Below are 22,842 nucleotides of genomic sequence, written 5' to 3'. Positions count from 1 at the left end.
GCCCCTTACAAGAGCAGGACCACCCGCCATGTTCGATATCCGCAAATACCCCCAGGCCCTGGCCGTCAGCCAGTCCGCCGCCCTCACCCCCGAAGACTACCGCCGCCTCTACCGCCAGTCGGTCGAAGACCCAGACACCTTCTGGGCCGAACAGGCCAAACGCCTGGACTGGATCAAACCGTGGTCAAGCGTGCAGCAATGCGACCTGCATACCGGCAAGGCCCGCTGGTTCGACGGCGCTCAACTCAACGTCAGCTTCAACTGCATCGACCGCCACCTGGCCCAGCGCGGCGAGCAAACGGCCCTGCTGTGGGAAGGCGACGATCCCAAGGACTCCAAGGCCATCACCTACCGCGAACTGCACCGTCAGGTCTGCCGCCTGGCCAATGCAATGAAAGCGCGCGGTGTGAAGAAAGGCGACCGGGTGTGCATCTACATGCCAATGATTCCCGAGGCCGCGTTCGCCATGCTCGCCTGCACCCGCATCGGCGCCATCCACTCGGTGGTGTTTGGCGGTTTCTCCCCCGATGCCTTGCGAGACCGTATTCTCGATGCCGACTGCCGCACCGTGATCACCGCCGATGAAGGCGTGCGTGGCGGTAAACGCATCCCACTGAAACAGAACGTCGACAAAGCCTTGGCCAGTTGCCCAGCGGTCAGTAGCGTATTGGTGGTGCGCCGCACTGGCGGCGATGTTGCCTGGGCCGAGGGCCGCGACCTCTGGTATCACGAAGCGACGAAAGAGGCCGGCGACGACTGCCCCCCTGAACCGATGGAGGCCGAAGACCCGCTGTTCATCCTCTACACCTCCGGCAGCACTGGCAAACCCAAAGGGGTGCTGCATACCACCGGCGGCTACCTGCTGCAGGCAACGATGACCTTCAAGGTGGTGTTCGATTATCGTGACGGCGAGGTGTTCTGGTGCACCGCCGATGTCGGCTGGGTGACTGGCCACAGCTACATCGTCTACGGCCCGCTGGCCAATGGCGCAATCTCGCTGATGTTCGAAGGCGTGCCCAACTACCCAGACACCTCGCGCTTCTGGCAGGTGGTGGACAAACACCAGGTGAACATCTTCTACACCGCCCCGACCGCCCTGCGCGCACTGATGCGCGAGGGCTCTGCGCCACTGAAGAGCACCTCACGCAAAAGCCTGCGTCTGCTGGGCAGCGTCGGCGAGCCGATCAACCCGGAAGCCTGGGAATGGTATTTCGAAGAGGTCGGGCAGAAGCGCTGCCCGATTGTGGATACCTGGTGGCAGACCGAAACCGGCGGCATCATGCTCACCCCACTGCCCGGCACACAGTCACTCAAACCCGGCTGCGCCACCCAGCCAATGTTCGGCGTGCAACCGGTGCTCCTGGACGAAAAAGGCAAACTGATCGAAGGCCCAGGCGCCGGCGTGCTGGCGATCAAAGCCAGCTGGCCCGGGCAGATCCGCAGCGTCTACGGCGACCACCAGCGGATGGTCGACACCTACTTCAAGCCCTTGCCCGGCTACTACTTCACTGGCGACGGTGCCCGCCGCGATGCCGATGGCGACTACTGGATCACCGGGCGCATCGACGATGTGATCAACGTGTCCGGGCACCGCATCGGCACCGCTGAAGTGGAAAGCGCACTGGTGCTGCATGACAGCGTGGCCGAAGCCGCGGTGGTCGGGTACCCCCACGACCTCAAGGGCCAAGGCGTCTACGCCTTCGTCACGACCATGAATGGCGTGACACCAGATGACACGCTGAAGGCCGAGCTGCTGGCCCTGGTCAGCAAGGAAATCGGCAGCTTCGCCAAGCCTGAGCTGATTCAGTGGGCGCCAGCGCTACCCAAGACGCGCTCAGGCAAGATCATGCGGCGTATACTGCGCAAAATCGCCTGCAATGAGCTGGAAAACCTGGGCGATACCTCGACCCTGGCCGACCCAAGCGTGGTACAGGGCCTGATCGACAAACGCCTCAACCAGTAACCGGCGGCCGCAAATCTGGCCGCCCTGTACAGCAGGTCGCCATGGAAGCCCTTCGTCGCCGTATCGAAACCCAGGTCATGAGCCTCACTGGGCTGGCCCTCGGCCAGCTCGACCTGGAATCGCCCAAGGGCGACCCCGGCCTGTTCGGCCCGCACAGTATTAGCTGGCGGGTACATGGCGACTTCCCGAGCATGCTGGTCGGTGGCATCAGCGCGCTGATGCTGCAGTTGTTGCATCCCCTGGCCTTGGCCGGTGTGTGGGACCACTCCAATTTTCGTGAAGACCTGCTCGGCCGCTTGCGCCGCACCAGCCAGTTCATTTCCGGCACCACCTTCGGCGCCACTGGCGATGCCGAGTGGCTGATCGACAAAGTGCGCACCATTCACCTGCAGGTCACCGGCACTGCACCCGATGGCCGCCCTTATGCGGCCAGCGACCCGGATCTGTTGACCTGGGTGCATGTAGCGGAGGTCAGCCGTTTCCTCGCCGCCCACCTGCGTTACCGCAACCCACACCTGCCACGCGCCGAGCAGGATGCCTATTACAACGAAATCGCCCTGATCGCCGAGCGCCTCGGTGCCCGTGACGTGCCGCGCTCGTGCCAGCAAGTTGAAGACTATCTGCAACACATACGCCCACAGCTGCACTGTGATACGCGCAGCCATGAGGTCATGCGAATCCTGCTCGACGCCCCTGCACCCAGCCGCCTGGCACAGCCGGTTGGCAAACTGATGCTGCACGCGGGTATCGACTTGCTGCCCGGCTGGGCCCAGGCACTGCTCGGCCTGCAGCACGGGCCCCTGCAGCAGCGCCTGATCCGCCTGGGCCTGCGCCGCACCGCGCCGGTATTGCGCTGGGCAATGCGCGACGGCTCGGCACACCGGGCCAAACGGCGCATGGGCATTGATTGAGCGAAAAGGTTGGCCCCTGCGGAACTGATTTAACGTGCCATACTCCAAGCACTCCTGCTTAGACAGACGAAGCGACACATGTACAAAGGATTGACTCGCGCCGCTGGCGCAATCGTGGCCTTGGTAGCCCTGTATAGCCTGCTCGGCTTTCTCATTCTTCCCGGTGTCGCACTGCGCATCGCCAACCAGCAGTTGGCCCAATACGCCACCGTGCCGGCCCACCTCGAACGGATCGAACTCAACCCCTTCAGCCTCGAGCTGACGCTGTGGGGCCTGCAGATCGGCGAGCCGGGCAAGGAACAGGTCGGTTTCGAGCGTCTTTACGCTAACGCCTCGCTCGACAGCCTGTGGACAAAAGCCCTGCATCTGGAAGCGGTGGAGCTCGACAAACCGCGCAACGAAGTGCTGTTCGCCAAGGACGGTACCCTCAACCTGACCGGGTTGTTCAAACTACCGGCCAGCGAAGCCAAACCCGAAGAGCCGCCCAGCGACCCGTTCCCGCTGCGTATTGGCAGCATCAAGCTCATCGACGGTTACCTGCACTTCGAGGACCTGCGGCCCAGCGAGCCGATCGAGTTCCTCTACGACAACATGAATCTGGAGCTGAAAAACCTCAGCACCCTGCCCAACGACAACGCCGACATGACCTTGGTGGCCAGCGGCCCCAATGGCGGACGCATCGACTGGAAGGGCACGCTGAGCCTGTCGCCGATCGCCTCTGAAGGCACACTGAAGGTCACTGACGGCAAGATGAAGCTGTTCTGGCCCTACGTGCGCGATGCCGTGCCACTGGTGCTGGAAGACGGCGTGGTAAGCCTCGATACGCACTACAAGCTCAACCTCGCCAAACAGACCGAGCTGCTGCTGGATAACGTCTCCGTGCGCATCGCGCCATTCGCCATCAAGGCGCCGGATGGCCGACCGTTGGCACGCCTGGCCAGCCTGGAGGTTAGCGAAACCTCCATTGACCTGGTCAAGCAGCAGGTCACGGTGGGCAAGGTTCGCAGCGAAAAGCTCGAAACCTGGGCGGCGCTGGAAAAAGATGGCCAGCTCGACTGGCAGAAGCTGTTCGCCAGCCAACCCGCCAAGGCCACGCCGAAGGAAAAGGCCGAGCCGGCGGCCGCAGCACCTACGCCTGAAGAGAAAGCGGTCAACGAGCCAAGCAAACCCTGGCAAGTGCTGCTCAAGGACGTGCAGTTGCGCAACTACCTGGTACACCTGGAAGATCGCAGCCAAAAGGCACCGGTAGCCTTGGACATTGGCCCTCTCAATGCCGACCTGCAAGGTTTCGACAGCCTCAACCAGTCGCCCTTCACCCTCAAACTCGATACCGGTGTGGGTAAGCAAGGCAAGCTGCAGGCTGCAGGCCAGGTCAACCTGGCACCGATATGGGCAAAGCTGGATGTGAGCACCCGCGACATCGACCTGCGTGTAGCCCAGGCCTACATCAGCCCGTTCATCCTGCTGGAGCTGCGCAGCGGCATGCTCTCGAGCGACCTCAAGGTCGACCTGAAGAACACCGCGCCGCTGGCCTTCAATGTGACCGGAAAGGCGCAGGTCAGCCAGTTGCATACCCTCGACACCATCAAGAGCCGCGACTTCGTCAAATGGCAGCAGGTGAACGTCGACGGCTTGTCCTACGTGCACGGCGATGCTCTGTCGATCGACAAGGTGACCCTGCTGCAGCCCTATGCACGCTTCATCATCAACGAAGACCGCACCACTAACGTGAATGATCTGCTGATCCCGCAACCGGCCGACGCCCCGGCGAGCAGCCAGCCCAAGCCGACCACGGCCAGCAGCAACAAGCCGCTTGGCATCCATATCGGGCAGATCGACATCAACGACGGCTCGGCCAACTTTGCCGACCTGTCGCTAACCCCCAACTTCGCCACAGCCATCCAGCAACTCAACGGGCAGATCGGCACCATCGACAACCGCAAGCCACAGCCGGCCAAGGTCGACGTCAAGGGCAAGGTAGACCGCTACGCACCGGTTACCATCAAGGGCGCACTCAACCCGTTCAACCCACTGGCCAGCCTGGACATTGCCACCAGCTTCAAGCGCGTCGAACTGACCACGCTGACGCCCTACTCCGGCAAGTTCGCCGGCTTCCGCATCCGCAAGGGGCGGCTGAACCTGGACCTGCACTACTTGATCACCAACGGCCAGCTCAAGGCCGAGAACAAGGTAGTAGTGGAGCAACTGCAGTTGGGCGAGAAAGTCGACAGCCCGGATGCGGTCGACCTTCCGATCCGCCTGGCGGTGGCATTGCTGAAGGATACCGAGGGCAAGATCTCGATCGAGCTGCCGGTGTCTGGCGACCTCAACAACCCGCAATTCAGCGTGATGCCGATTGTTTGGCAAACCCTGCGCAACCTGGTGCTGCGCGCGGCGCAGGCGCCATTCAAATTCATTGGCGGGCTGATCAGCGGCGGTAGCTCGGAAGACCTTGGCAACGTGGCGTTCGCCCCCGGCTCCAGCGAACTCAGCGGCGAGGCCCAGTCGTCCTTGGACAAGCTGGCATCCGCGCTGAAAGAGCGCCCGGAACTGCGCCTGGAAATCGAAGGCACCAGCGCCCAGGCCAGTGATGGCCCGCTCATCGCGCAACAACGCCTGGAGCGTGAGTACCAGGCCACCTGGTACAAGATCCTGCAGCGACGGGGTGACAAGGTGCCGGCCAATGCCTCGATGCTGGTGGTTGACGACAGTGACAAACCGGCGATGCTCGAAGGCATCTACCGCACCCGCCTGAAGCAGCAGCCGCCTGCCGAATGGGAGCAGTTGGGCCGTGACGAGCGCGCCGCCAAGCTGCGCGAGGCCGTGATCAAGTCGTGGGCCGAGAGTACCGCCTTGCTGCGTACCTTGGGGCAGGAGCGGGCCAGCAGCATCAAGGACTACCTGGTCGACAAGGGCAAGCTGGAAGACGACCGGGTGTACTTCATCGATACCAGCCTGGGGCAGCCTCAAAGCGATGGCCGGGTGGTGACACCGATGCACCTGGATGCCGAGTAATCCCCTCTGGCAGGCCTGGCCTGTTCGCAGGCACGCCTGCCCCCACAGGCCTGCGCACTACCTGTGGGAGCGGGCGTGCCCGCGAAGAGGCCAGCACGGGCTTTAAACCAAGCGCTGCCCCGACACCGCCGGGTGATACAACGGTTGAACCTTGTTCCCGGCCGGGTCCAGCAGGTGGAAGCTGCGTGCGCCGTCACCATGGTTGAACGGCCGGTCGAGCAAGGTCACGCCACGGGCCTTGAAGTAGGCATACCAGGCCTCCAGCTCCTCCACACTGTCGACAACGAACCCGTAGTGATCCAGGGTCTGCAACCCGTTGGCCGCCCCTGCCCCACGCCCCAATGACAGGTTGTCGTTACCGCAAGTGAGGTACACCAGGTCCTCATTGGCGCGATTCAGCACTTCCATGCCCAGCACATCGACGTAGAAGCGTTCACACTCTTCCAGGTTAGGCACCAGCAGGGCGATGTGGCGCAAGCCATTCAGGCGGCCAGGGCGTGCAGGCAATTCGGACATTGGCGAAGCTCCATTTTTGTATACAATTCATTATTGAATTTAAAACAAAAGGAGAGATTTGTGTATAGCCTGTTCATCAAGACCCGAGTGAAGCCTGGATGCGCCGACGCTTTCCTGAGTGCAATCAAGGTCAATGCTGCAGCTTCCGTGGCGAGTGAGCCTGGCTGTCTGGTGTTCGATGTGTCGCAGGACCGGGTTGATCCGGAGGTGATCTACCTGTACGAAATCTACCGCGATGATGCTGCGTATGAAGCGCATACCCAGACCGCGCATTTTCGCGACAGCCGCCCATTGGTGGAGCCTCTGATCCTTGAGCAGGAATGCTTCGAAAGCGATGTGATCGCGCGCAACCCAGTGTATTGAACTCAAGAAAAAGCCCTGGCACGGGCCAGGGCTTTGCTGAAAGTGGCCAAATCCATTTGGCCGACGGGACATTCCTTTACTCGGCTTTCAGGCCGTCAGACATTACGCTCTTGACGCCTTTGATGTTCTTGGTGATGCGCACCGCTTCTGCTTTCTGCGATTCGGTAACCTTCACATCAGAAGACAGCGAAACAACACCTTGGCTGGTCTCGACTTTGATGTCGCTGCCTGGGATGCCTTTTTCAGTCAGCAGATCAGCTTTGACCTTGGTAGTGATCCAAGTGTCGGAGCCTTCTTGCTTGGCGTTGTCGACGGTGTTGGCCGCCAACATGACTGGAGCCTGGGTTGGCTCAGCGGCGAATGCACCGTTAGCCATGGTCAGGGTCAGAGCGGTAGCAGTAGCGGCAGCAATGGCGAACTTCTTCATGTGGGTCACTCCTGTTTTTCGAAGGGTCTGCGCCGTATGTCCTGGCGTCAGGTATGAAGGTAGTTGCATGGGCTGTGCCAGCTTGGCTTCTCCGTTTATTTCCTTTTAAATCAAACAGTTAGCAAAACACCATCGCTGCTGCGGTCGTGCATTTTGCAATCTGCGCGGTAAACCTGCATGCAAGATGCAAGTCCGCAAAAGGTTCCCGTCCCCATGAAAAAAGGGCCCCGAAGGGCCCTTTCTCTATTGCGTGACGGTCGCTTAGACGCCCGAGGCCTTGGCCGCAGCGACGTCTTTGATCGACAGCTTGATACGGCCGCGGTTGTCCACGTCCAGTACCAGCACTTCGACTTCCTGGCCTTCTTTGAGGATGTCGGTGACTTTCTCGACGCGAGCATCGCTCAGCATGGAGATGTGCACCAGGCCATCCTTGCCAGGCAGGATGTTGACGAAGGCGCCGAAATCGACAATGCGCTCGACCTTGCCGACGTAGATCTTGCCGATCTCGGCCTCGGCGGTGATGCCCAGGATGCGCTGCTTGGCAGCATCTGCCGCTTCCTTGGTTTCGCCGAAGATCTTGATCGAGCCGTCGTCTTCGATGTCGATCGAAGCCTTGGTCTCTTCGCAGATGGCGCGAATGGTGGCGCCGCCTTTACCGATGACGTCACGGATCTTGTCGGTGTCGATCTTCATCGCGATCATGGTCGGGGCGTTGGCCGACAGTTCGGTACGCGACTGGCCAATGATCTGGTTCATCTGGCCGAGGATGTTCAGGCGCGCTTCCAGGGCTTGGCCCAGGGCGATTTCCATGATCTCTTCGGTGATGCCGTTGATCTTGATGTCCATCTGCAGCGCGGTGACGCCTTTGGCGGTACCGGCTACCTTGAAGTCCATGTCGCCCAGGTGGTCTTCGTCACCCAGGATGTCAGTCAGGACTGCGAACTTGTCGCCTTCCTTGACCAGGCCCATGGCGATACCGGCAACTGGCGCCTTCATCGGCACACCGGCGTCCATCAGGGCCAGGGAAGCACCGCAGACCGAAGCCATGGAGCTGGAACCGTTGGATTCGGTGATTTCCGAAACCACACGGATGGTGTACGGGAACACGTCAGCAGCAGGCAGCATGGCCTGAACCGAACGGCGGGCCAGACGGCCGTGGCCGATTTCGCGACGGCCAGCACCGCCCATGCGGCCACACTCACCTACCGAGAACGGTGGGAAGTTGTAGTGCAGCATGAAGGGGTCTTTCTTCTCGCCTTCGAGGGTGTCCAGCAGCTGGGCATCACGGGCAGTACCCAGGGTCGCAACGACCAGGGCCTGGGTTTCGCCACGGGTGAACAGTGCCGAACCGTGAGTTTTCGGCAGCACACCCACTTCGATGTTCAGCGGGCGTACAGTCTTGGTGTCGCGGCCGTCGATACGTGGCTTGCCGTTGACGATGTTTTCGCGAACGGTGCGGTATTCGATTTCGCCGAAGATGTCTTTTACTTCGGAAGCCGAAGGCTGGCCTTCTTCACCGGAGAACTTGGCAACCGCCTGGTCACGCAGCTCACCCAGACGCGCATAGCGGTCGGCTTTGACGGTGATGGTGTAACCCTGCGAAACCGCTTCGCCGAACTCGGCGCGGATAGCATTGAACAGCTCGGTGTTGGCAACGGCAGGTTTCCAGTCCCAAGTCGGCTTGCCAGCTTCGGCAGCCAGCTCTTTGACAGCCTGGATAACAGCCTGGAATTCGTCGTGGGCGAACAGTACGGCACCCAGCATCTGGTCTTCGGTCAGCTCTTGAGCTTCCGATTCAACCATCAGTACGGCGTCGGAGGTACCGGCAACGACCATGTCCAGGCTCGAGGCAGCCAGTTGCTCGTAGGTCGGGTTCAGCAGGTAGCCAGTGCTTTCGTGGAAGGCAACGCGGGCAGCGCCGATCGGGCCTTCGAACGGAATGCCGGAAATGGCCAGGGCAGCCGAGGTACCGATCATCGCGGCGATGTCCGGGTCGGTCTTCTTGCTGGTGGAAACCACGGTGCAGACGACCTGCACTTCGTTCATGAAGCCTTCCGGGAACAGCGGACGGATCGGACGGTCGATCAGGCGCGAGGTCAGCGTCTCTTTCTCGGAAGGACGGCCTTCACGCTTGAAGAAGCCACCTGGGATCTTGCCAGCGGCGTAGGTCTTTTCCTGGTAGTGAACCGACAGCGGGAAGAAACCCTTGCCTGGATCAGCCTGTTTGGCGCCTACCACAGTCACCAGCACGGTGACGTCGTTGTCGACGGTAACCAGCACGGCGCCGGTTGCCTGACGGGCAATACGGCCCGTTTCGAGAGTGACGGTCGATTGACCGAACTGGAAAGTCTTGATTACCGGGTTCACGGTTTCCTACCTTTTTCAGTGGCTCTTGGGGGAACTGGTTTCTTGCGAATTCTTGGGCAGAACGGGGAATCGGCCCCATTGACCGTCCAGATACAACACGAGGCTGGGAGCCTGGCACCAAGCGGAAAAACCGCTCAGCATTGCCAGGCTGCCAACCTCGGAGATACGCGTGAAGTGCCCAACGGCAGCGCTGCAAAACAGCCCTGCCGAAGCCTGCGACACCCCACGCACACCACTGACCAGGCCGCTATTAGCGACGCAGGCCCAGGCGACCGATCAGGGCGCTGTAACGAGTGGTGTCTTTGCCCTTCAGGTAATCCAGCAGCTTACGACGCTGGTTGACCATACGGATCAGACCACGACGGGAGTGGTGGTCTTTATCGTTGGCCTTGAAGTGGCCTTGCAGCTTGTTGATGTTGGCGGTCAGCAGAGCAACCTGCACTTCCGGGCTACCGGTATCGCCGGCGGCTTGCTGGTATTCGGCAACGATCTGAGCTTTTTCTTCAACGCTGAGGGCCATTTGGCTTCTCCTGATAACGGATCCCGCATGCGGGGTCCAATAGGCCAGGGACAAATCCCTGTATTAATAAAAAAGGTGTGACCGTGCCTACTGACAGCCACCCTTGATGCCGTGGGGCTCGGCAACTGCCTGACCCCGCGGTTTCGGTCATTCCGACCGAATCAGCCGACGCGGCGCAATGCGCCCGTCTTCGCTCACTTCACCGATACCGATGAAGCGTGCGTTGTGATCCTGTACCCGCACCATGCCAAATTGTGGCGCGTCCGGCGCGCGTACCGCCTGGCCATGCAGCCAGTAGAACGCACTGTGTTCCGACAGGCTGACCAACGGCCAGTCCTGCAGCCCGCTGTCCGATGGCATCAGGAAGCGGTCGAGCGCTTCGTTGCCACCTTCGGCATGGGCCTGTTCGAGTTCCTCGAGGGTGACCGTCTGTGCCAGCGCAAAGGGCCCTGCCTGGGTCCTGCGCAGCTCGGCGACATAGGCGCCGCAACCAAGGGCTTCACCGATATCCTCCACCAGCGTGCGGATATAGGTGCCTTTGCTGCATCCTACACTCAACCGTGCACGGGTGCCTTCGCACTCGAGCAACTCCAAGCGGTTAATAGTAACAGAACGCGCCTCGCGCTCCACTACCTCTCCTGCACGTGCCAGTTTGTACAACGGCTGGCCGTCACGCTTGAGCGCCGAGTACATAGGCGGTATCTGGCTGATCGGGCCGCGAAAACGGGGCAGCAGTGCTTCGATGTCGGCGCGACCAACGGTCACGTCGCGGGTCTGCAGCACCTCACCCTCGGCATCGCCGGTGTTGGTAGTCTGCCCCATCTGCATGACGGTTTCGTAGCCCTTGTCGGAATCCAGCAAGTACTGCGAAAACTTGGTCGCTTCACCGAAGCACAGCGGCAACACGCCGGTCGCCAGCGGGTCGAGGCTACCGGTATGGCCGGCCTTTTCCGCGTTCAGCAGCCAACGCACTTTCTGCAAGGCGGCATTGGACGTGAAGCCCAGCGGCTTGTCGAGCAGGATGATGCCGCTGACATTGCGGCGGATACGTTTGACCTGGGCCACCGCTTACTCCTTGGTGTCCGACTCGTCGGCATCCTTGTGCAGGCGGTCTTCGGCCACTGCACGCTCGATCAGCGCCGACAGGTGCACACCACGGCTGACACTTTCATCGAAATGGAAGTGCAGCTGCGGCACGCTGCGCAGTTGCATCGAACGCCCCAGGTGCAGACGCAGGAAGCTGGCGGCGCTATTCAATGCCTTGAGCGACTGCTGCACGGCATCCGGGGTTTCCTCGCCCATGACGGTGATGAACACCTTGGCATGGCCCAGGTCACGGCTCACGTCCACGGCGGTGATAGTCACCAGACCGACACGCGGGTCCTTGACTTCGCGACGGATCAGCTCGGCCAGCTCGCGCTGCATCTGATCGCCAATACGTTGGGTACGGCTATATTCTTTGGCCATTCTTGCTACCTGTAACTTAAAGCGGCAAACGCCCGGACAGACGAATGCCTGACCGGGCGCTACCTGAAGAGGTACCGCAAGCCGCCCTGTAGCAGGCGCTTGCGGCTCGCTCGCCCTTAAAGGGTACGAGCCACCTGGACTTTCTCGAAGACTTCGATCTTGTCGCCGACCTTGACGTCGTTGTAGCTCTTGACGCCAATACCGCACTCCATGCCCGAACGGACTTCGGAAGCATCGTCCTTGAAGCGACGCAGCGATTCCAGCTCGCCTTCGAAGATCACAACGTCATCACGCAGTACGCGAATCGGACGGTTGCGGTACACGGTACCCTCGATGACCATACAGCCAGCGATGGCGCCGAACTTCGGCGAACGGAACACGTCACGTACTTCGGCGACACCCAGGATGTTCTCGCGAACATCGCTGCCGAGCATGCCGGTCAGGGCCTTCTTGACGTCTTCGATGATGTCGTAGATCACGTTGTAATAACGCATATCCAGACCTTCCTGCTCGACGATCTTGCGCGCACCGGCATCGGCACGCACGTTGAAGCCGAACAGTACTGCATTCGAAGCCAGCGCCAGGTTGGCATCGCTCTCGGTGATACCACCGACGCCACCACCAATCACGCGCACTTGCACTTCGTCGTTGCCCAGGCCGCCGAGCGAACCCTGCAGCGCTTCCAGAGAACCACGCACATCGGTCTTGAGAACGATGTTGAGGGTTTTCTTCTCTTCCTGACCCATGGTCTCGAAGATGTTTTCCAGCTTGCCGGCGTGAGCACGGGCCAGCTTGACCTCGCGATACTTGCCTTGACGGAACAGGGCAACTTCACGGGCTTTCTTCTCGTCGGCAACCACGGACAGCTCGTCACCGGCTTCCGGAGTACCGTCCAGGCCGAGGATTTCGACCGGGATCGACGGGCCAGCTTCCTTCACAGGCTTGCCGTTCTCGTCGAGCATGGCGCGTACGCGGCCATAGTTGGAACCGCACAGGACCATGTCGCCCTGACGCAGGGTACCGTCCTGAACCAGGATGGTCGCCACCGGGCCACGACCCTTGTCCAGGCGCGATTCGACAACCACACCACGACCTGGCGCGGTTGGGGTAGCGGTCAGTTCGAGGATCTCGGCCTGCAGCAGAACGGCTTCGAGCAGCTCGTCGACACCGGTACCCATCTTCGCCGAAACCTTGACGAACGGCGTGTCACCACCCCAGTCCTCGGAGGTAACGCCTTCGACGGACAGCTCGTTACGGATGCGATCGAGGTCAGCACCTGGCTTATCGATCTTGTTCACTGCAACGACCAGTGGAACACCGGCTGCCTTGGCATGCTGAACGGCTTCGCGGGTTTGCGGCATCACACCGTCGTCCGCCGCCACCACCAGGATGACAATGTCGGTCGCCTTGGCACCACGGGCACGCATCTGGGTGAACGCAGCGTGACCTGGGGTATCGAGGAAGGTGACCATGCCGCGGTCGGTTTCCACGTGGTAGGCACCGATGTGCTGGGTGATACCACCGGCTTCGCCAGCGGCAACCTTGGCACGACGGATGTAGTCGAGCAGCGAGGTCTTACCATGGTCAACGTGACCCATGACGGTAACCACCGGCGCACGCGACTCGGTCTGGCCTTCGAACTTCAGCGATTCGGCCAGGGAGTCTTCCAGGGCAGTGTCGCTGACCAGCGTGACCTTGTGGCCCAGCTCTTCTGCGATCAGCTGAGCGGTTTCCTGGTCGAGCACCTGGTTGATGGTGACCGGGGTCCCCATCTTGAACATGAACTTGACCACTTCAGCGCCCTTGACGGACATCTGGTTGGCCAGCTCGGAGACGGTGATGGTCTCGCCGATGGTCACGTCACGGATGACGGGGCCGGTCGGGTTCTGGAAGCCGTGCTGATTACGCTTTTTCAGCTTGCTCTTGCCACCACGGCCACGACGAGCGCCATCGCTCTCTTCGTCGGTAGTGCGCGGAGCAGCACGCGGAGTCGGCGCCTTTTCCTTCTCCTTGACCTTGACCTTGATCGACACACGAGGCGCTTCGCCACGACGACGGTCGTCATCACGGGTACGGCTTTCGTTGCGACGGGTCTCGTCTTTCTTGCGCTCGGCAGCACGGGCTGCGGCGTCTTCAGAGGCCGGGGCGTCTGCGACTACCGGGGCCGGAGCAGCGACCGGAGCAGCGGCAGGAGCCGGCTCTGGCTTGGCAGCAGGCGCAGGGGCGGCGGCGGTGGAGCCGGCCGCCTGACGGCGAGCCTGCTCTTCGTTGCGCTGGCGAACTTCGGCCTCGACCTTGTCGCGAGCGGCATTTTCAGCCGCGCGGCGCTCTTCCAGCTCACGCTTCTGCTCAGCCTGGATTTCTTCAGGGCTGCGCTGAACGAAAACTTTCTTCTTGCGTACTTCTACGCTGATGCTCTTGCTACCGGCGACACGCAGGGTGCTGGTGGTTTTGCGCTGCAAGGTAATCTTGCGCGGCTCTTCCGCCTTGCTCTTGTGGCTGCTTTTCAAATGAGTCAGCAGGGTCTGCTTCTCATTGTCGGTCACTACCTGACCGGCGTCGGTGTGCGGCAGACCTGCCTCACGCATCTGCTGCAGCAGGCGCTCTACCGGTGCCTCGACCTCTTGGGCCAGTTCTTTCACCGTGACTTGCGTCATGCACTTCTCTCCTCAGGCCGCGCCTAATTACTCGAACCAGTGGGCTCGGGCGGCCATGATCAACTTGCCGGCACGCTCTTCGTCGATGCCGTCGATGTCGAGCAGATCGTCGATCGACTGCTCGGCCAGGTCTTCGCGGTTAACCACGCCGCGCACCGCCAGTTCAGCCGCCAGGTCTTTGTCCATGCCCTCAAGGGAGAGCAGGTCTTCGGCCGGGTGGGCGTCTGCCAGTTTTTCTTCGGTAGCGATGGCCTTGGTCAACAAACGGTCCTTGGCTCGAGCGCGGAGCTCATTGACGATATCTTCGTCAAAGCCATCGATGTTGAGCATTTCTTCCAACGGTACGTAGGCAATTTCTTCAAGGCTGGTGAAGCCTTCGTCGACCAGCACTTGGGCCAGCTCCTCGTCGACTTCCAGTTCCTCGATGAAATTGCGCAGGATGTCACCGGTTTCGGCCTGTTGCTTGGCCTGGATGTCCTTCTCGGTCATCACGTTCAGGGTCCAGCCGGTCAACTGACTGGCCAGGCGAACGTTCTGACCGCCACGGCCAATGGCCTGGGCCAGGTTGTCCTCGGCGACGGCGATGTCCATGGCATGGGCATCTTCATCAACGATGATCGCCGCGACTTCAGCCGGCGACATGGCGTTGATGACGAACTGCGCCGGGTTATCGTCCCACAGGACGATATCCACACGCTCACCACCCAGCTCCCCGGATACGGCCTGGACGCGCGAACCACGCATGCCGATACAGGCACCTTGCGGATCGATACGCTTGTCCTTGGAGCGGACGGCAATCTTGGCTCGCGAACCCGGATCACGGGAAGCAGCCATGACTTCGATGAGGCCCTCGGCAATTTCCGGCACTTCAATGCGGAAAAGCTCGATCAGCATCTGCGGCGCGGTGCGCGACAGAATCAGCTGTGGGCCACGGTTTTCGGTGCGAATTTCCTTGAGCAGCGCACGCAGGCGCACACCAACACGGAAGGTTTCGCGCGGAATGATGTCTTCGCGAGCCAGCAAGGCCTCGGCGTTGTTGCCCAGGTCAACGATGACGTTGTCGCGGGTAACCTTTTTTACGGTACCGGAGATGATCTCGCCAACGCGCTCACGGTAGGCATCGACCACCTGGGCACGCTCGGCCTCACGGACCTTTTGCACGATGACCTGCTTGGCGGTCTGGGCGGCAATACGACCGAACTCGATGGACTCGATCTTCTCTTCGATCACGTCACCAACCTTGGCTTCAGGGTGGGTGTCCTTGATCTTGTCCAGCCAGGTCTCGATCGCCGGATCATCAAGATCGGCTTCGTCGACCACGGTCCAGCGACGGAAAGTCTCGTAGCTACCGGTGTGGCGGTTGATTTCCACACGTAGGTCGACTTCGTCTTCAAAACGTTTTTTGGTTGCAGTGGCCAGGGCCACTTCCAGCGCTTCGAAAATGACGCCGGGCGGTACACCTTTTTCGTTGGATACCGATTCAACAACCAGCAGTACTTCTTTGCTCATCGTACGCCTCGCCTTGCGCAAGCCATTGGGCCCGGATAGTCCGCCGGGCCCGGCACGTCTCAGTCAAAACTGGGAATAATATTGGCCTTGTCGATCGAGTCGATCGGTAACAGGAACTCCTGGTTGTCCACCTGGACCACCACATCCTGCTCCTCCACACCGCGGAGAAGGCCCTGGAAGTTACGACGACCCTCGAAGGGTGAGCGCAGCTTGATCTTCACTTGTTCGCCGGCATGCGAGGCAAACTGTTCCAGCGTGAACAGTGGGCGATCCATGCCTGGAGAAGACACCTCGAGGGTGTACTCACTGCTGATTGGATCTTCCACATCGAGGATTGCGCTGGCCTGACGGCTGACTGCTTCGCAGTCGTCCACCAGAATACCGCCTTCCTTGTCGATGTAGATGCGCAGTACCGAATGCTTACCCTGGGAAACGTATTCGATCCCCCAGCACTGATAGCCCAGACCCTCGACAACCGGGGCCAACAAGGCCTGCAACTGTTCTAGCTTGCTCGACACCTGAACCCCCTCGTGCATGCTGTGCAAATAAAAAATGGGCGAAGCGCCCATCCCTGAAAGCGCCGTAGGACAACGACGCCGAAACTGTTCGGTTAGCAAAAAGCCCCTGAAAAGGGGCTCCGCTGAAGCTGGTTGCGGGGGCTGGATTTGAACCAACGACCTTCGGGTTATGAGCCCGACGAGCTACCAAGCTGCTCCACCCCGCGACAAAGCTGGGGCAAAAGTATAAGACCGAACCCTGTTGAGGGTCAAATCCAAACATTCACCTACAAGAAAGCCCGCTAAAGCGGGCTCTCAAGCTTTAATTGGTACCGAGAAGGGGACTCGAACCCCTACACCCTATGGGCACAACCACCTCAAGGTTGCGTGTCTACCAATTCCACCACCTCGGCAATACTACTACTTGAAACCCGTTACTTCTGCTCTTGAGCCGGAGGAGGTACATCACCCGTATTACTGGTGGTTTCGCTCTTCTGCTGCTGGAGCACCGGTACATCATCATTAACTGCCGGCTTTTGCGGCTCTTTCACTTCTAGCACTGCTGGATCTGGAAGACCTGCTTGGCTAAGCTGGTGAGCTTGTTGCTTCGCGAAGTATCCTAACCCAAGTGCTGTCAAAAAGAAAGTGGCAGCGAGTATAGCAGTTAATTTACTTAGGAACGTTGCAGAGCCTTGGCTCCCGAACACGGTATTTGAAGCCCCCGCGCCGAAAGATGCACCTGCTTCAGCACCTTTACCCTGTTGCAACAGAACCAGCACTACAAGCGACAGCGCTGCCAACAGATGAAAAACAACGATGACTGTTTCCAGCATTTGTTCAGTTTCCTGCGGCGCGACAAATTGCACCGAATTCGTCTGCGTTCAGGGAAGCCCCACCAATGAGCCCCCCATCGATATCCGGCATGCCGAACAGTTCGGCCGCATTGGCCGCCTTCACGCTGCCGCCGTATAGCAACTGCACCTTCGCAGCCACTTCAGCATCTTCTGCCGCCAACTGGCCGCGGATGGCGGCGTGCACATCCTGGGCCTGCTGTGGCGTGGCCGTAAGGCCCGTACCGATGGCCCATACAGGCTCATAGGCAATTACTGCATCGGCAAAAGCCTTAACACCGAATGCTTCGATGATACTGCTTAGTTGACGCCCGACAACTTCGAGCGTTTTGCCAGCCTCGCGCTCCTCAAGGGTTTCCCCTATGCAAAGCACTGGCTTCAAGCCTTTGGCCTGGGCCGCTGCAAACTTGCGATTGAGCACTTCGTCGGTTTCACCAATAATCTGGCGACGCTCCGAGTGACCAATCAACACCAACTTGCAACCTGCTTCAACCAGCTGCTCCGGAGCAACTTCCCCGGTCAGCGCACCCTGTTCGGGTTGTACAGCAGAATTCTGTGCGCCGACAGTAATTTCTTTACCTGCCAGGCCATCAATCACCTGATTGATGAACAAGGCCGGTGGAAACACGGCGACTTCCACTCCGCTCGGCAAGGCGAGATTGCTCAAGCCTTTGGTCAGCTCAGCGACGCTAGCGCGGGTACCGTGCATTTTCCAGTTACCAGCTACCATAGGGCGACGCATGCTTTACCTCGTCGGTCAAAGTGGGCGCAGATCTTACCCAACCAGATCTGCGCTGGCAAGCGCCTTCAGACACAAACTTCGCCGACCAGTTTGGCCAGTGCTTCAGCATGGGCCCGCACCTGGCTTTCGTCTTCGCCCTCAACCATGACCCGCACCAGCGGCTCGGTACCGGACTTGCGCAACAGCACGCGACCACGCCCCGCCAGCGCATCGGTAACCTTTGCACTGGCTTCCTTGACGGCGGGGTGCTCCAGCGGGTCGACCTTGCTGGCGCCAAAGCGCACATTGATCAGCACCTGCGGGCACTTGCGCAGGGCCTGACGGGCCTGGGCCAGGGTTTCACCCCGGCGCTTGAGCGCCATCAGCACCTGCAGCGCGGCAATGATCGCATCGCCGGTTGTGGTGTGGTTGCAGCACACGACGTGACCGGAGTTTTCACCGCCGACCAGCCATTCACGCTCCAACAGCTCGGCCATGACGTAACGGTCGCCGACCTTGGCTCGCACAAACGGGATGTCCAGGTCCTTGAGCGCCAGCTCCAGGCCCAGGTTACTCATCAGCGTGCCGACCACCCCGCCTTGCAGCTTGCCATGTTCCTGCAGGTCGCGAGCAATGATGAACAGCAGCTCGTCACCGTCGACGATGGCGCCCGTGTGGTCGACCATCAGCACGCGATCGCCGTCACCGTCAAAGGCAATGCCGAGATCGGCATGCCCGACCAGTACAGCGGCCTGCAGCGATTCGATGTGTGTCGAGCCGCAACCTTCGTTGATGTTCAGGCCGTCCGGTTGCGCATGCAGCACGGTCACGTCGGCACCCAGCTCACGGAATACGCTGGGCGCAACCTTGTAGGTCGCACCATGGGCGCAGTCGACCACCAGCTTGAGGCCTTCGAAGCTGGTGCTGCTCGGCACGCTGCTCTTGCAGAATTCGATGTAGCGGCCGGCGGCATCGTTGATACGCGAAACCTTGCCCAGCTTGCCCGACTCGACAACGGTCATCGGTTGGTCGAGCAGCTCTTCGATCATCAGCTCGACCTCGTCCGGCAGCTTGGTGCCCTGGCCCGAGAAGAACTTGATGCCGTTGTCATCGTGCGGATTGTGCGAGGCACTGATGACGATGCCGGCTTCGGCGTGGAAGGTACGCGTGAGGTAAGCGATGGCCGGTGTCGGCATCGGCCCGAGCAGCATCACATCGGCACCTGCCGCGGACAGGCCGGCTTCGAGTGCGGACTCGAACATGTAGCCGGAAATACGCGTGTCCTTGCCCACCAGCACGCGGCAGTGCCCTTGCTTGCGGAAGGCCATGCCGGCCGCCCAGCCAAGCTTCAGCATGAAGTCAGGCGTGATCGGGTATTCGCCGACGCGGCCACGAATGCCGTCGGTACCAAAGTATTTTCTGCTCATAGGGACTCCAATGTTCTTATTCGGCGTTTTGCACCGCAGCGATCATGCGTACCACATCAACGGTTTCGGCCACGTCATGTACCCGAAGGATGCTCGCCCCTTTGGTCATGGCCAACGCCGCCAGCGCAAGGCTGCCGTACAAGCGCTCGCCGACCGGACGTTCCAGCGTCAGGCCGATCATGCTCTTTCGTGAAACGCCCACCAGCAGTGGACGCCCAAGGCGATAGAGCGCTTCCATGTGCTTGAACAGGCTCAGATTGTGCGCCAGTGTCTTGGCGAAACCGAAGCCCGGGTCAAGGATGATTCTGTCAGCGTCGATGCCCGCTGCGGCGCAGGCGGCCATCCGCTGTTCTAGATAACGGGTGACGTCGGCGGTCACGTCCTGGTAATGCGGATCGTCCTGCATGTTACCTGGCTCGCCACGCATGTGCATGAGGCACACCGGCAGACCGGTGTCCGCCGCAGCGTCCAGGGCACCATCGCGCTCCAGGGCCCGCACGTCGTTGATCAGCCCGGCACCCAGGCGGGCTGCTTCACGCATGACAGCAGGCGTGGAGGTATCGACCGAAATGACCACGTCGAGGCGACTGTTGATGGCCTCGACCATTGGCGCCACACGCTCCAGCTCCTCGGTCACCGACACTGCACGCGCACCCGGGCGCGTGGATTCGCCACCGATGTCGATCAGCGTTGCGCCAGCGGCCACCATCGCTTCGGCATGGCGCAGGGCCTCGTCGCGCTGACTGAAGCGACCGCCATCGGAGAAGGAATCGGGGGTGATATTGAGAATACCCATGACATGGGTATGTGACAAATCAAGAACCCGGCTGCCGCAAGGCAACCGGGCGGGGTACTGCACTGAGCTCATAGATGCCCTTAGTGTTCAGCCGCTGGGCCGCCGATTGGCGATTCCGGACGCTCATCCTGGGCCGCAGGCGTGCCCGAGTGCTTGTCATCGTCCCAATCACGCGGCTCACGTGGTGTGCGCCCAGCCATGATGTCGTCAATCTGATCGGCATCGATGGTCTCGTACTTCATCAGCGCTTCGGTCATCGCCTCGAGCTTGTCGCGGTTGTCGATCAGCAACTGCTTGGCAGTGGCGTAGCACTGATCGATGATGCTGCGCACCTCGGAGTCGATCAGTTTGGCCGTCTCACCGGACACGCTGGCATGCTGGCTACCGGCACTGCGGCCAAGGAACACCTCGCCCTCTTCCTCTGCATACATCAGCGGGCCAAGCTTCTCGGACAGGCCCCATTTGGTCACCATGTTACGAGCAAGCTGGCTGGCGCGCATGATGTCGTTGGACGCGCCGGTGGTCACGCCATCGAAGCCCAAGGTCATCTCCTCGGCGATACGGCCGCCATACAGCGAGCAGATCTGGCTGATCAGCGCACGCTTGGAGAGGCTGTAGCGGTCTTCTTCCGGCAGGAACATGGTCACACCCAAGGCACGACCACGCGGGATGATCGAAACCTTGTAGACCGGGTCGTGCTCAGGCACCAGGCGACCGACAATGGCGTGGCCAGCCTCGTGATAGGCCGTGTTTCTCTTTTCCTTCTCGGACATGACCATGGTCTTGCGCTCAGCGCCCATCATGATCTTGTCCTTGGCCAGCTCGAACTCTTTCATTTCGACCAGGCGCTTGTTGGAACGCGCGGCAAACAGCGAAGCCTCGTTGACCAGGTTGGCCAGGTCGGCGCCGGAGAAGCCTGGGGTACCCCGCGCGATGACCGCCGGGTTGACGTTCTCGCCGATCGGCACCTTGCGCATGTGCACCTTGAGGATCTGCTCGCGACCACGAATGTCCGGCAGGCCAACCACCACCTGGCGGTCGAAGCGGCCGGGGCGCAGCAGCGCAGGGTCGAGCACATCCGGACGGTTGGTGGCGGCGATGACGATGATGCCATCGTTCATCTCGAAGCCGTCCATCTCCACCAGCAACTGGTTGAGGGTTTGCTCACGCTCGTCGTGACCGCCGCCCATGCCGGCGCCACGATGGCGACCAACGGCGTCGATTTCGTCGATGAAGATGATGCACGGGGCGTGCTTCTTGGCCTGTTCGAACATGTCGCGCACACGGCTGGCACCGACACCCACGAACATTTCCACGAAGTCCGAACCGGAAATGGTGAAGAACGGTACTTTCGCCTCGCCCGCAATGGCCTTGGCCAGCAGGGTCTTACCGGTACCGGGTGGGCCAACCATCAGCACACCGCGCGGGATACGGCCGCCCAGGCGCTGGAACTTGCCCGGATCGCGCAGGAACTCGACCAGCTCGCCAACCTCTTCCTTGGCCTCGTCACAGCCCGCAACGTCAGCCAGCGTGGTCTTGACCTGGTCTTCGGACAGCAGGCGTGCCTTGCTCTTGCCGAAGCTCATCGGCCCGCCCTTGCCGCCCGCGCCCCCTTGCATCTGACGCATGAAGAACATGAACACGGCAATGATCACCAGGATCGGGAAGCTCGCCACCAGCAACTGCGTCCAGATGCTCTGTTGCTCAGGCTGCTTGCCTTCGACGACCACGTGGTTGTCGACCAGATCGCCGATCAGGCCATTGTCGGTGATGGCCGGGCGCACAGTCTTGAAGTTGTCGCCATCGGTGCGCTTGCCAGTAATGATGTAGCCATCGACGGTCACACGCTCGACCTTGCCATCCTTGACCTGCTGGATGAAGTCGGAGTAGTTGAGGGTCTGCGGCTCGTTAGGGCTGGAGAAGTTGTTCATCACTGTCACCAGGACAGCTGCGATGATCAACCACAGGATCAGATTCTTTGCCATGTCGTTCAATTAGCTACCCTCTGAGGCCGGCGCACGACGCAGCCGTGCCTCGCATGATATTCATCGCCCTAACTTACTACATTACCTACGCAGCCGCAGGCACCGTCTGTAACCCTTTGTGAAAGCTAGACTACACGAAGTTCGGACGATCCTGACGCAGTGGCCGATTGGAATTAACTATCGACCACCCCGCTTCACACCTTTCATTACCCTTTGAAGCCCCTGCCCAACAGGTATTGCTCGCGGGAACGGTCCCGTGACGACGATGGCTTGCGCATTTGCACCTTGTCGAACTTGCTGCGCACATCCTTCAGGTACACGTCAAAACCTTCGCCCTGGAAAATCTTGATCAGGAAGTCGCCCCCGGGCTTGAGCACGCGGGTCGCCAGATCGAGGGCCAGCTCGCAGAGGAACATGGCACGCGGAATGTCCACCGCGGGCGTACCACTCATATTGGGGGCCATGTCGGAAATCACAAGGTCTACATGCGAATCGCCCACCGCTTCGAGAATGCGCTGCAGCACTTCGTCGTGGGTGAAGTCACCTTGAATGAAGGTCACGTCGGCGATCGAGTCCATTTCCAGAATGTCGGAAGCGATCAGGCGACCCTGGCCACCAATCAGACGACTGGTCACCTGGGACCAGCCACCAGGGGCCGCGCCGAGGTCGATCACGCTCATGCCTGGGCGGATAAGGCGGTCCTTCTCCTGGATCTCCAGCAGTTTGTAGCTCGCACGCGAGCGATACCCATCCTTCTGCGCCTGCTTAACAAAAGGGTCGTTGAAATGCTCTCGCAGCCAGTTTGCGCTGCTTTTGGAACGTTGTACCACGGGGCACCTCGATGATATGC

The 22,842-nt window shown here is 60.6% G+C and carries 19 protein-coding genes and 2 tRNA genes; 4 read left to right on the top strand and 17 right to left on the bottom strand.

What is annotated here, in order from left to right:
- Positions 1 to 28 precede the first annotated feature (28 nt).
- The 3 genes from acs (at position 29) to V6093_RS21485 (ending at position 5,889) form a co-directional block, all read left to right on the top strand.
- Positions 29 to 1,963, top strand: a complete 1,935-nt coding sequence (acs, locus tag V6093_RS21495) for an acetate--CoA ligase (protein WP_319902183.1) — start codon at positions 29 to 31, stop codon at positions 1,961 to 1,963.
- Positions 1,964 to 2,004: 41 nt separating this feature from the next.
- Positions 2,005 to 2,874 carry an oxygenase MpaB family protein gene (locus V6093_RS21490; protein WP_003249984.1) on the top strand — a complete coding sequence of 290 codons (870 nt, stop codon included), beginning with the start codon at positions 2,005 to 2,007 and terminating at the stop codon, positions 2,872 to 2,874.
- Between the two features lie 78 nt (positions 2,875 to 2,952).
- On the top strand, positions 2,953 to 5,889 hold the full coding sequence (locus V6093_RS21485; RefSeq protein WP_406669612.1) for a DUF748 domain-containing protein: 2,937 nt from the start codon (positions 2,953 to 2,955) through the stop codon (positions 5,887 to 5,889).
- Positions 5,890 to 5,991: 102 nt separating this feature from the next.
- Here the strand turns inward: V6093_RS21485 and V6093_RS21480 are convergent, their stop codons facing one another.
- A complete protein-coding gene (locus V6093_RS21480; protein ID WP_003249980.1) occupies positions 5,992 to 6,405 on the bottom strand; it encodes a VOC family protein in 414 nt (137 codons plus the stop codon).
- Positions 6,406 to 6,465: 60 nt separating this feature from the next.
- Here V6093_RS21480 and V6093_RS21475 point away from each other — a divergent pair, with 60 nt between their 5' ends.
- Positions 6,466 to 6,768: a putative quinol monooxygenase gene (locus V6093_RS21475; protein ID WP_003249978.1), complete on the top strand. Its 303-nt coding sequence runs from the start codon at positions 6,466 to 6,468 to the stop codon at positions 6,766 to 6,768.
- A gap of 76 nt (positions 6,769 to 6,844) precedes the next feature.
- On the opposite strand, the gene V6093_RS21470 is transcribed toward V6093_RS21475, so the two are convergent.
- The 16 genes from V6093_RS21470 to rlmE all read right to left on the bottom strand — a co-directional run bounded on the left by V6093_RS21470 (position 6,845) and on the right by rlmE (position 22,822).
- Positions 6,845 to 7,195 (bottom strand): BON domain-containing protein, encoded by a 351-nt coding sequence (locus tag V6093_RS21470; RefSeq protein WP_003249976.1) that lies wholly within the window; start codon positions 7,193 to 7,195, stop codon positions 6,845 to 6,847.
- A gap of 261 nt (positions 7,196 to 7,456) precedes the next feature.
- Positions 7,457 to 9,562, bottom strand: a complete 2,106-nt coding sequence (gene pnp / locus V6093_RS21465) for a polyribonucleotide nucleotidyltransferase (RefSeq protein WP_014859357.1) — start codon at positions 9,560 to 9,562, stop codon at positions 7,457 to 7,459.
- Between the two features lie 250 nt (positions 9,563 to 9,812).
- Positions 9,813 to 10,082 (bottom strand): 30S ribosomal protein S15, encoded by a 270-nt coding sequence (rpsO, locus tag V6093_RS21460; RefSeq protein WP_003249971.1) that lies wholly within the window; start codon positions 10,080 to 10,082, stop codon positions 9,813 to 9,815.
- A 147-nt stretch (positions 10,083 to 10,229) separates the two neighbouring features.
- Positions 10,230 to 11,147 (bottom strand): tRNA pseudouridine(55) synthase TruB, encoded by a 918-nt coding sequence (truB, locus tag V6093_RS21455; protein ID WP_003249968.1) that lies wholly within the window; start codon positions 11,145 to 11,147, stop codon positions 10,230 to 10,232.
- Positions 11,148 to 11,150: 3 nt separating this feature from the next.
- Positions 11,151 to 11,549, bottom strand: a complete 399-nt coding sequence (gene rbfA, locus V6093_RS21450; RefSeq protein ID WP_003249967.1) for a 30S ribosome-binding factor RbfA — start codon at positions 11,547 to 11,549, stop codon at positions 11,151 to 11,153.
- Between the two features lie 116 nt (positions 11,550 to 11,665).
- Positions 11,666 to 14,206: a translation initiation factor IF-2 gene (gene infB / locus V6093_RS21445; RefSeq protein ID WP_004575779.1), complete on the bottom strand. Its 2,541-nt coding sequence runs from the start codon at positions 14,204 to 14,206 to the stop codon at positions 11,666 to 11,668.
- Between the two features lie 27 nt (positions 14,207 to 14,233).
- Entirely contained in the window at positions 14,234 to 15,715 is a 1,482-nt protein-coding gene (gene nusA / locus V6093_RS21440; protein ID WP_003249963.1) for a transcription termination factor NusA, read from the bottom strand.
- A 59-nt stretch (positions 15,716 to 15,774) separates the two neighbouring features.
- Positions 15,775 to 16,233, bottom strand: a complete 459-nt coding sequence (gene rimP / locus V6093_RS21435) for a ribosome maturation factor RimP (RefSeq protein ID WP_003249960.1) — start codon at positions 16,231 to 16,233, stop codon at positions 15,775 to 15,777.
- 129 nt (positions 16,234 to 16,362) lie between these two features.
- A tRNA-Met gene (locus V6093_RS21430) sits at positions 16,363 to 16,439 on the bottom strand.
- A gap of 100 nt (positions 16,440 to 16,539) precedes the next feature.
- Positions 16,540 to 16,625 (bottom strand) — tRNA-Leu (locus V6093_RS21425).
- Between the two features lie 21 nt (positions 16,626 to 16,646).
- Complete coding sequence (gene secG / locus V6093_RS21420) at positions 16,647 to 17,045, bottom strand: preprotein translocase subunit SecG (RefSeq protein WP_003249958.1); 399 nt, start codon at positions 17,043 to 17,045, stop codon at positions 16,647 to 16,649.
- Between the two features lie 4 nt (positions 17,046 to 17,049).
- Positions 17,050 to 17,805, bottom strand: a complete 756-nt coding sequence (gene tpiA, locus V6093_RS21415) for a triose-phosphate isomerase (protein WP_003249956.1) — start codon at positions 17,803 to 17,805, stop codon at positions 17,050 to 17,052.
- A 65-nt stretch (positions 17,806 to 17,870) separates the two neighbouring features.
- Positions 17,871 to 19,211 carry a phosphoglucosamine mutase gene (gene glmM / locus V6093_RS21410; protein WP_274083730.1) on the bottom strand — a complete coding sequence of 447 codons (1,341 nt, stop codon included), beginning with the start codon at positions 19,209 to 19,211 and terminating at the stop codon, positions 17,871 to 17,873.
- 16 nt (positions 19,212 to 19,227) lie between these two features.
- The gene (gene folP, locus V6093_RS21405; RefSeq protein ID WP_108078779.1) at positions 19,228 to 20,079 is read right to left on the bottom strand and encodes a dihydropteroate synthase; all 852 of its coding nucleotides are present in this window, start codon (positions 20,077 to 20,079) and stop codon (positions 19,228 to 19,230) included.
- A gap of 8 nt (positions 20,080 to 20,087) precedes the next feature.
- Entirely contained in the window at positions 20,088 to 21,992 is a 1,905-nt protein-coding gene (ftsH, locus tag V6093_RS21400) for an ATP-dependent zinc metalloprotease FtsH (protein WP_012053749.1), read from the bottom strand.
- A 206-nt stretch (positions 21,993 to 22,198) separates the two neighbouring features.
- Entirely contained in the window at positions 22,199 to 22,822 is a 624-nt protein-coding gene (gene rlmE / locus V6093_RS21395; protein WP_003249947.1) for a 23S rRNA (uridine(2552)-2'-O)-methyltransferase RlmE, read from the bottom strand.
- Between the last annotated feature and the right edge of the window lie 20 nt (positions 22,823 to 22,842).

The sequence above is a fragment of the Pseudomonas putida group bacterium ESBL64 genome, from assembly GCF_045277175.1.
GTDB classification, from domain to species: domain Bacteria; phylum Pseudomonadota; class Gammaproteobacteria; order Pseudomonadales; family Pseudomonadaceae; genus Aquipseudomonas; species Aquipseudomonas alloputida.
The sequence above is the reverse complement of the archived record's forward strand: the minus strand, read 5'-3'. Positions and strand labels throughout refer to the sequence as shown.

Bases quoted from the DNA above. Each gene is read 5' to 3' on its own strand.
- rbfA (WP_003249967.1), bottom strand. From the start codon at position 11,549: ATGGCCAAAGAATATAGCCGTACCCAACGTATTGGCGATCAGATGCAG.
- glmM (WP_274083730.1), bottom strand. From the start codon at position 19,211: ATGAGCAGAAAATACTTTGGTACCGACGGCATTCGTGGCCGCGTCGGC.
- secG (WP_003249958.1), bottom strand. From the start codon at position 17,045: ATGCTGGAAACAGTCATCGTTGTTTTTCATCTGTTGGCAGCGCTGTCG.
- acs (WP_319902183.1), top strand. From the start codon at position 29: ATGTTCGATATCCGCAAATACCCCCAGGCCCTGGCCGTCAGCCAGTCC.
- V6093_RS21490 (WP_003249984.1), top strand. From the start codon at position 2,005: ATGGAAGCCCTTCGTCGCCGTATCGAAACCCAGGTCATGAGCCTCACT.
- ftsH (WP_012053749.1), bottom strand. From the start codon at position 21,992: ATGGCAAAGAATCTGATCCTGTGGTTGATCATCGCAGCTGTCCTGGTG.
- rpsO (WP_003249971.1), bottom strand. From the start codon at position 10,082: ATGGCCCTCAGCGTTGAAGAAAAAGCTCAGATCGTTGCCGAATACCAG.
- V6093_RS21470 (WP_003249976.1), bottom strand. From the start codon at position 7,195: ATGAAGAAGTTCGCCATTGCTGCCGCTACTGCTACCGCTCTGACCCTG.
- tpiA (WP_003249956.1), bottom strand. From the start codon at position 17,805: ATGCGTCGCCCTATGGTAGCTGGTAACTGGAAAATGCACGGTACCCGC.
- nusA (WP_003249963.1), bottom strand. From the start codon at position 15,715: ATGAGCAAAGAAGTACTGCTGGTTGTTGAATCGGTATCCAACGAAAAA.
- infB (WP_004575779.1), bottom strand. From the start codon at position 14,206: ATGACGCAAGTCACGGTGAAAGAACTGGCCCAAGAGGTCGAGGCACCG.
- V6093_RS21480 (WP_003249980.1), bottom strand. From the start codon at position 6,405: ATGTCCGAATTGCCTGCACGCCCTGGCCGCCTGAATGGCTTGCGCCAC.
- folP (WP_108078779.1), bottom strand. From the start codon at position 20,079: ATGAGCTCAGTGCAGTACCCCGCCCGGTTGCCTTGCGGCAGCCGGGTT.
- V6093_RS21485 (WP_406669612.1), top strand. From the start codon at position 2,953: ATGTACAAAGGATTGACTCGCGCCGCTGGCGCAATCGTGGCCTTGGTA.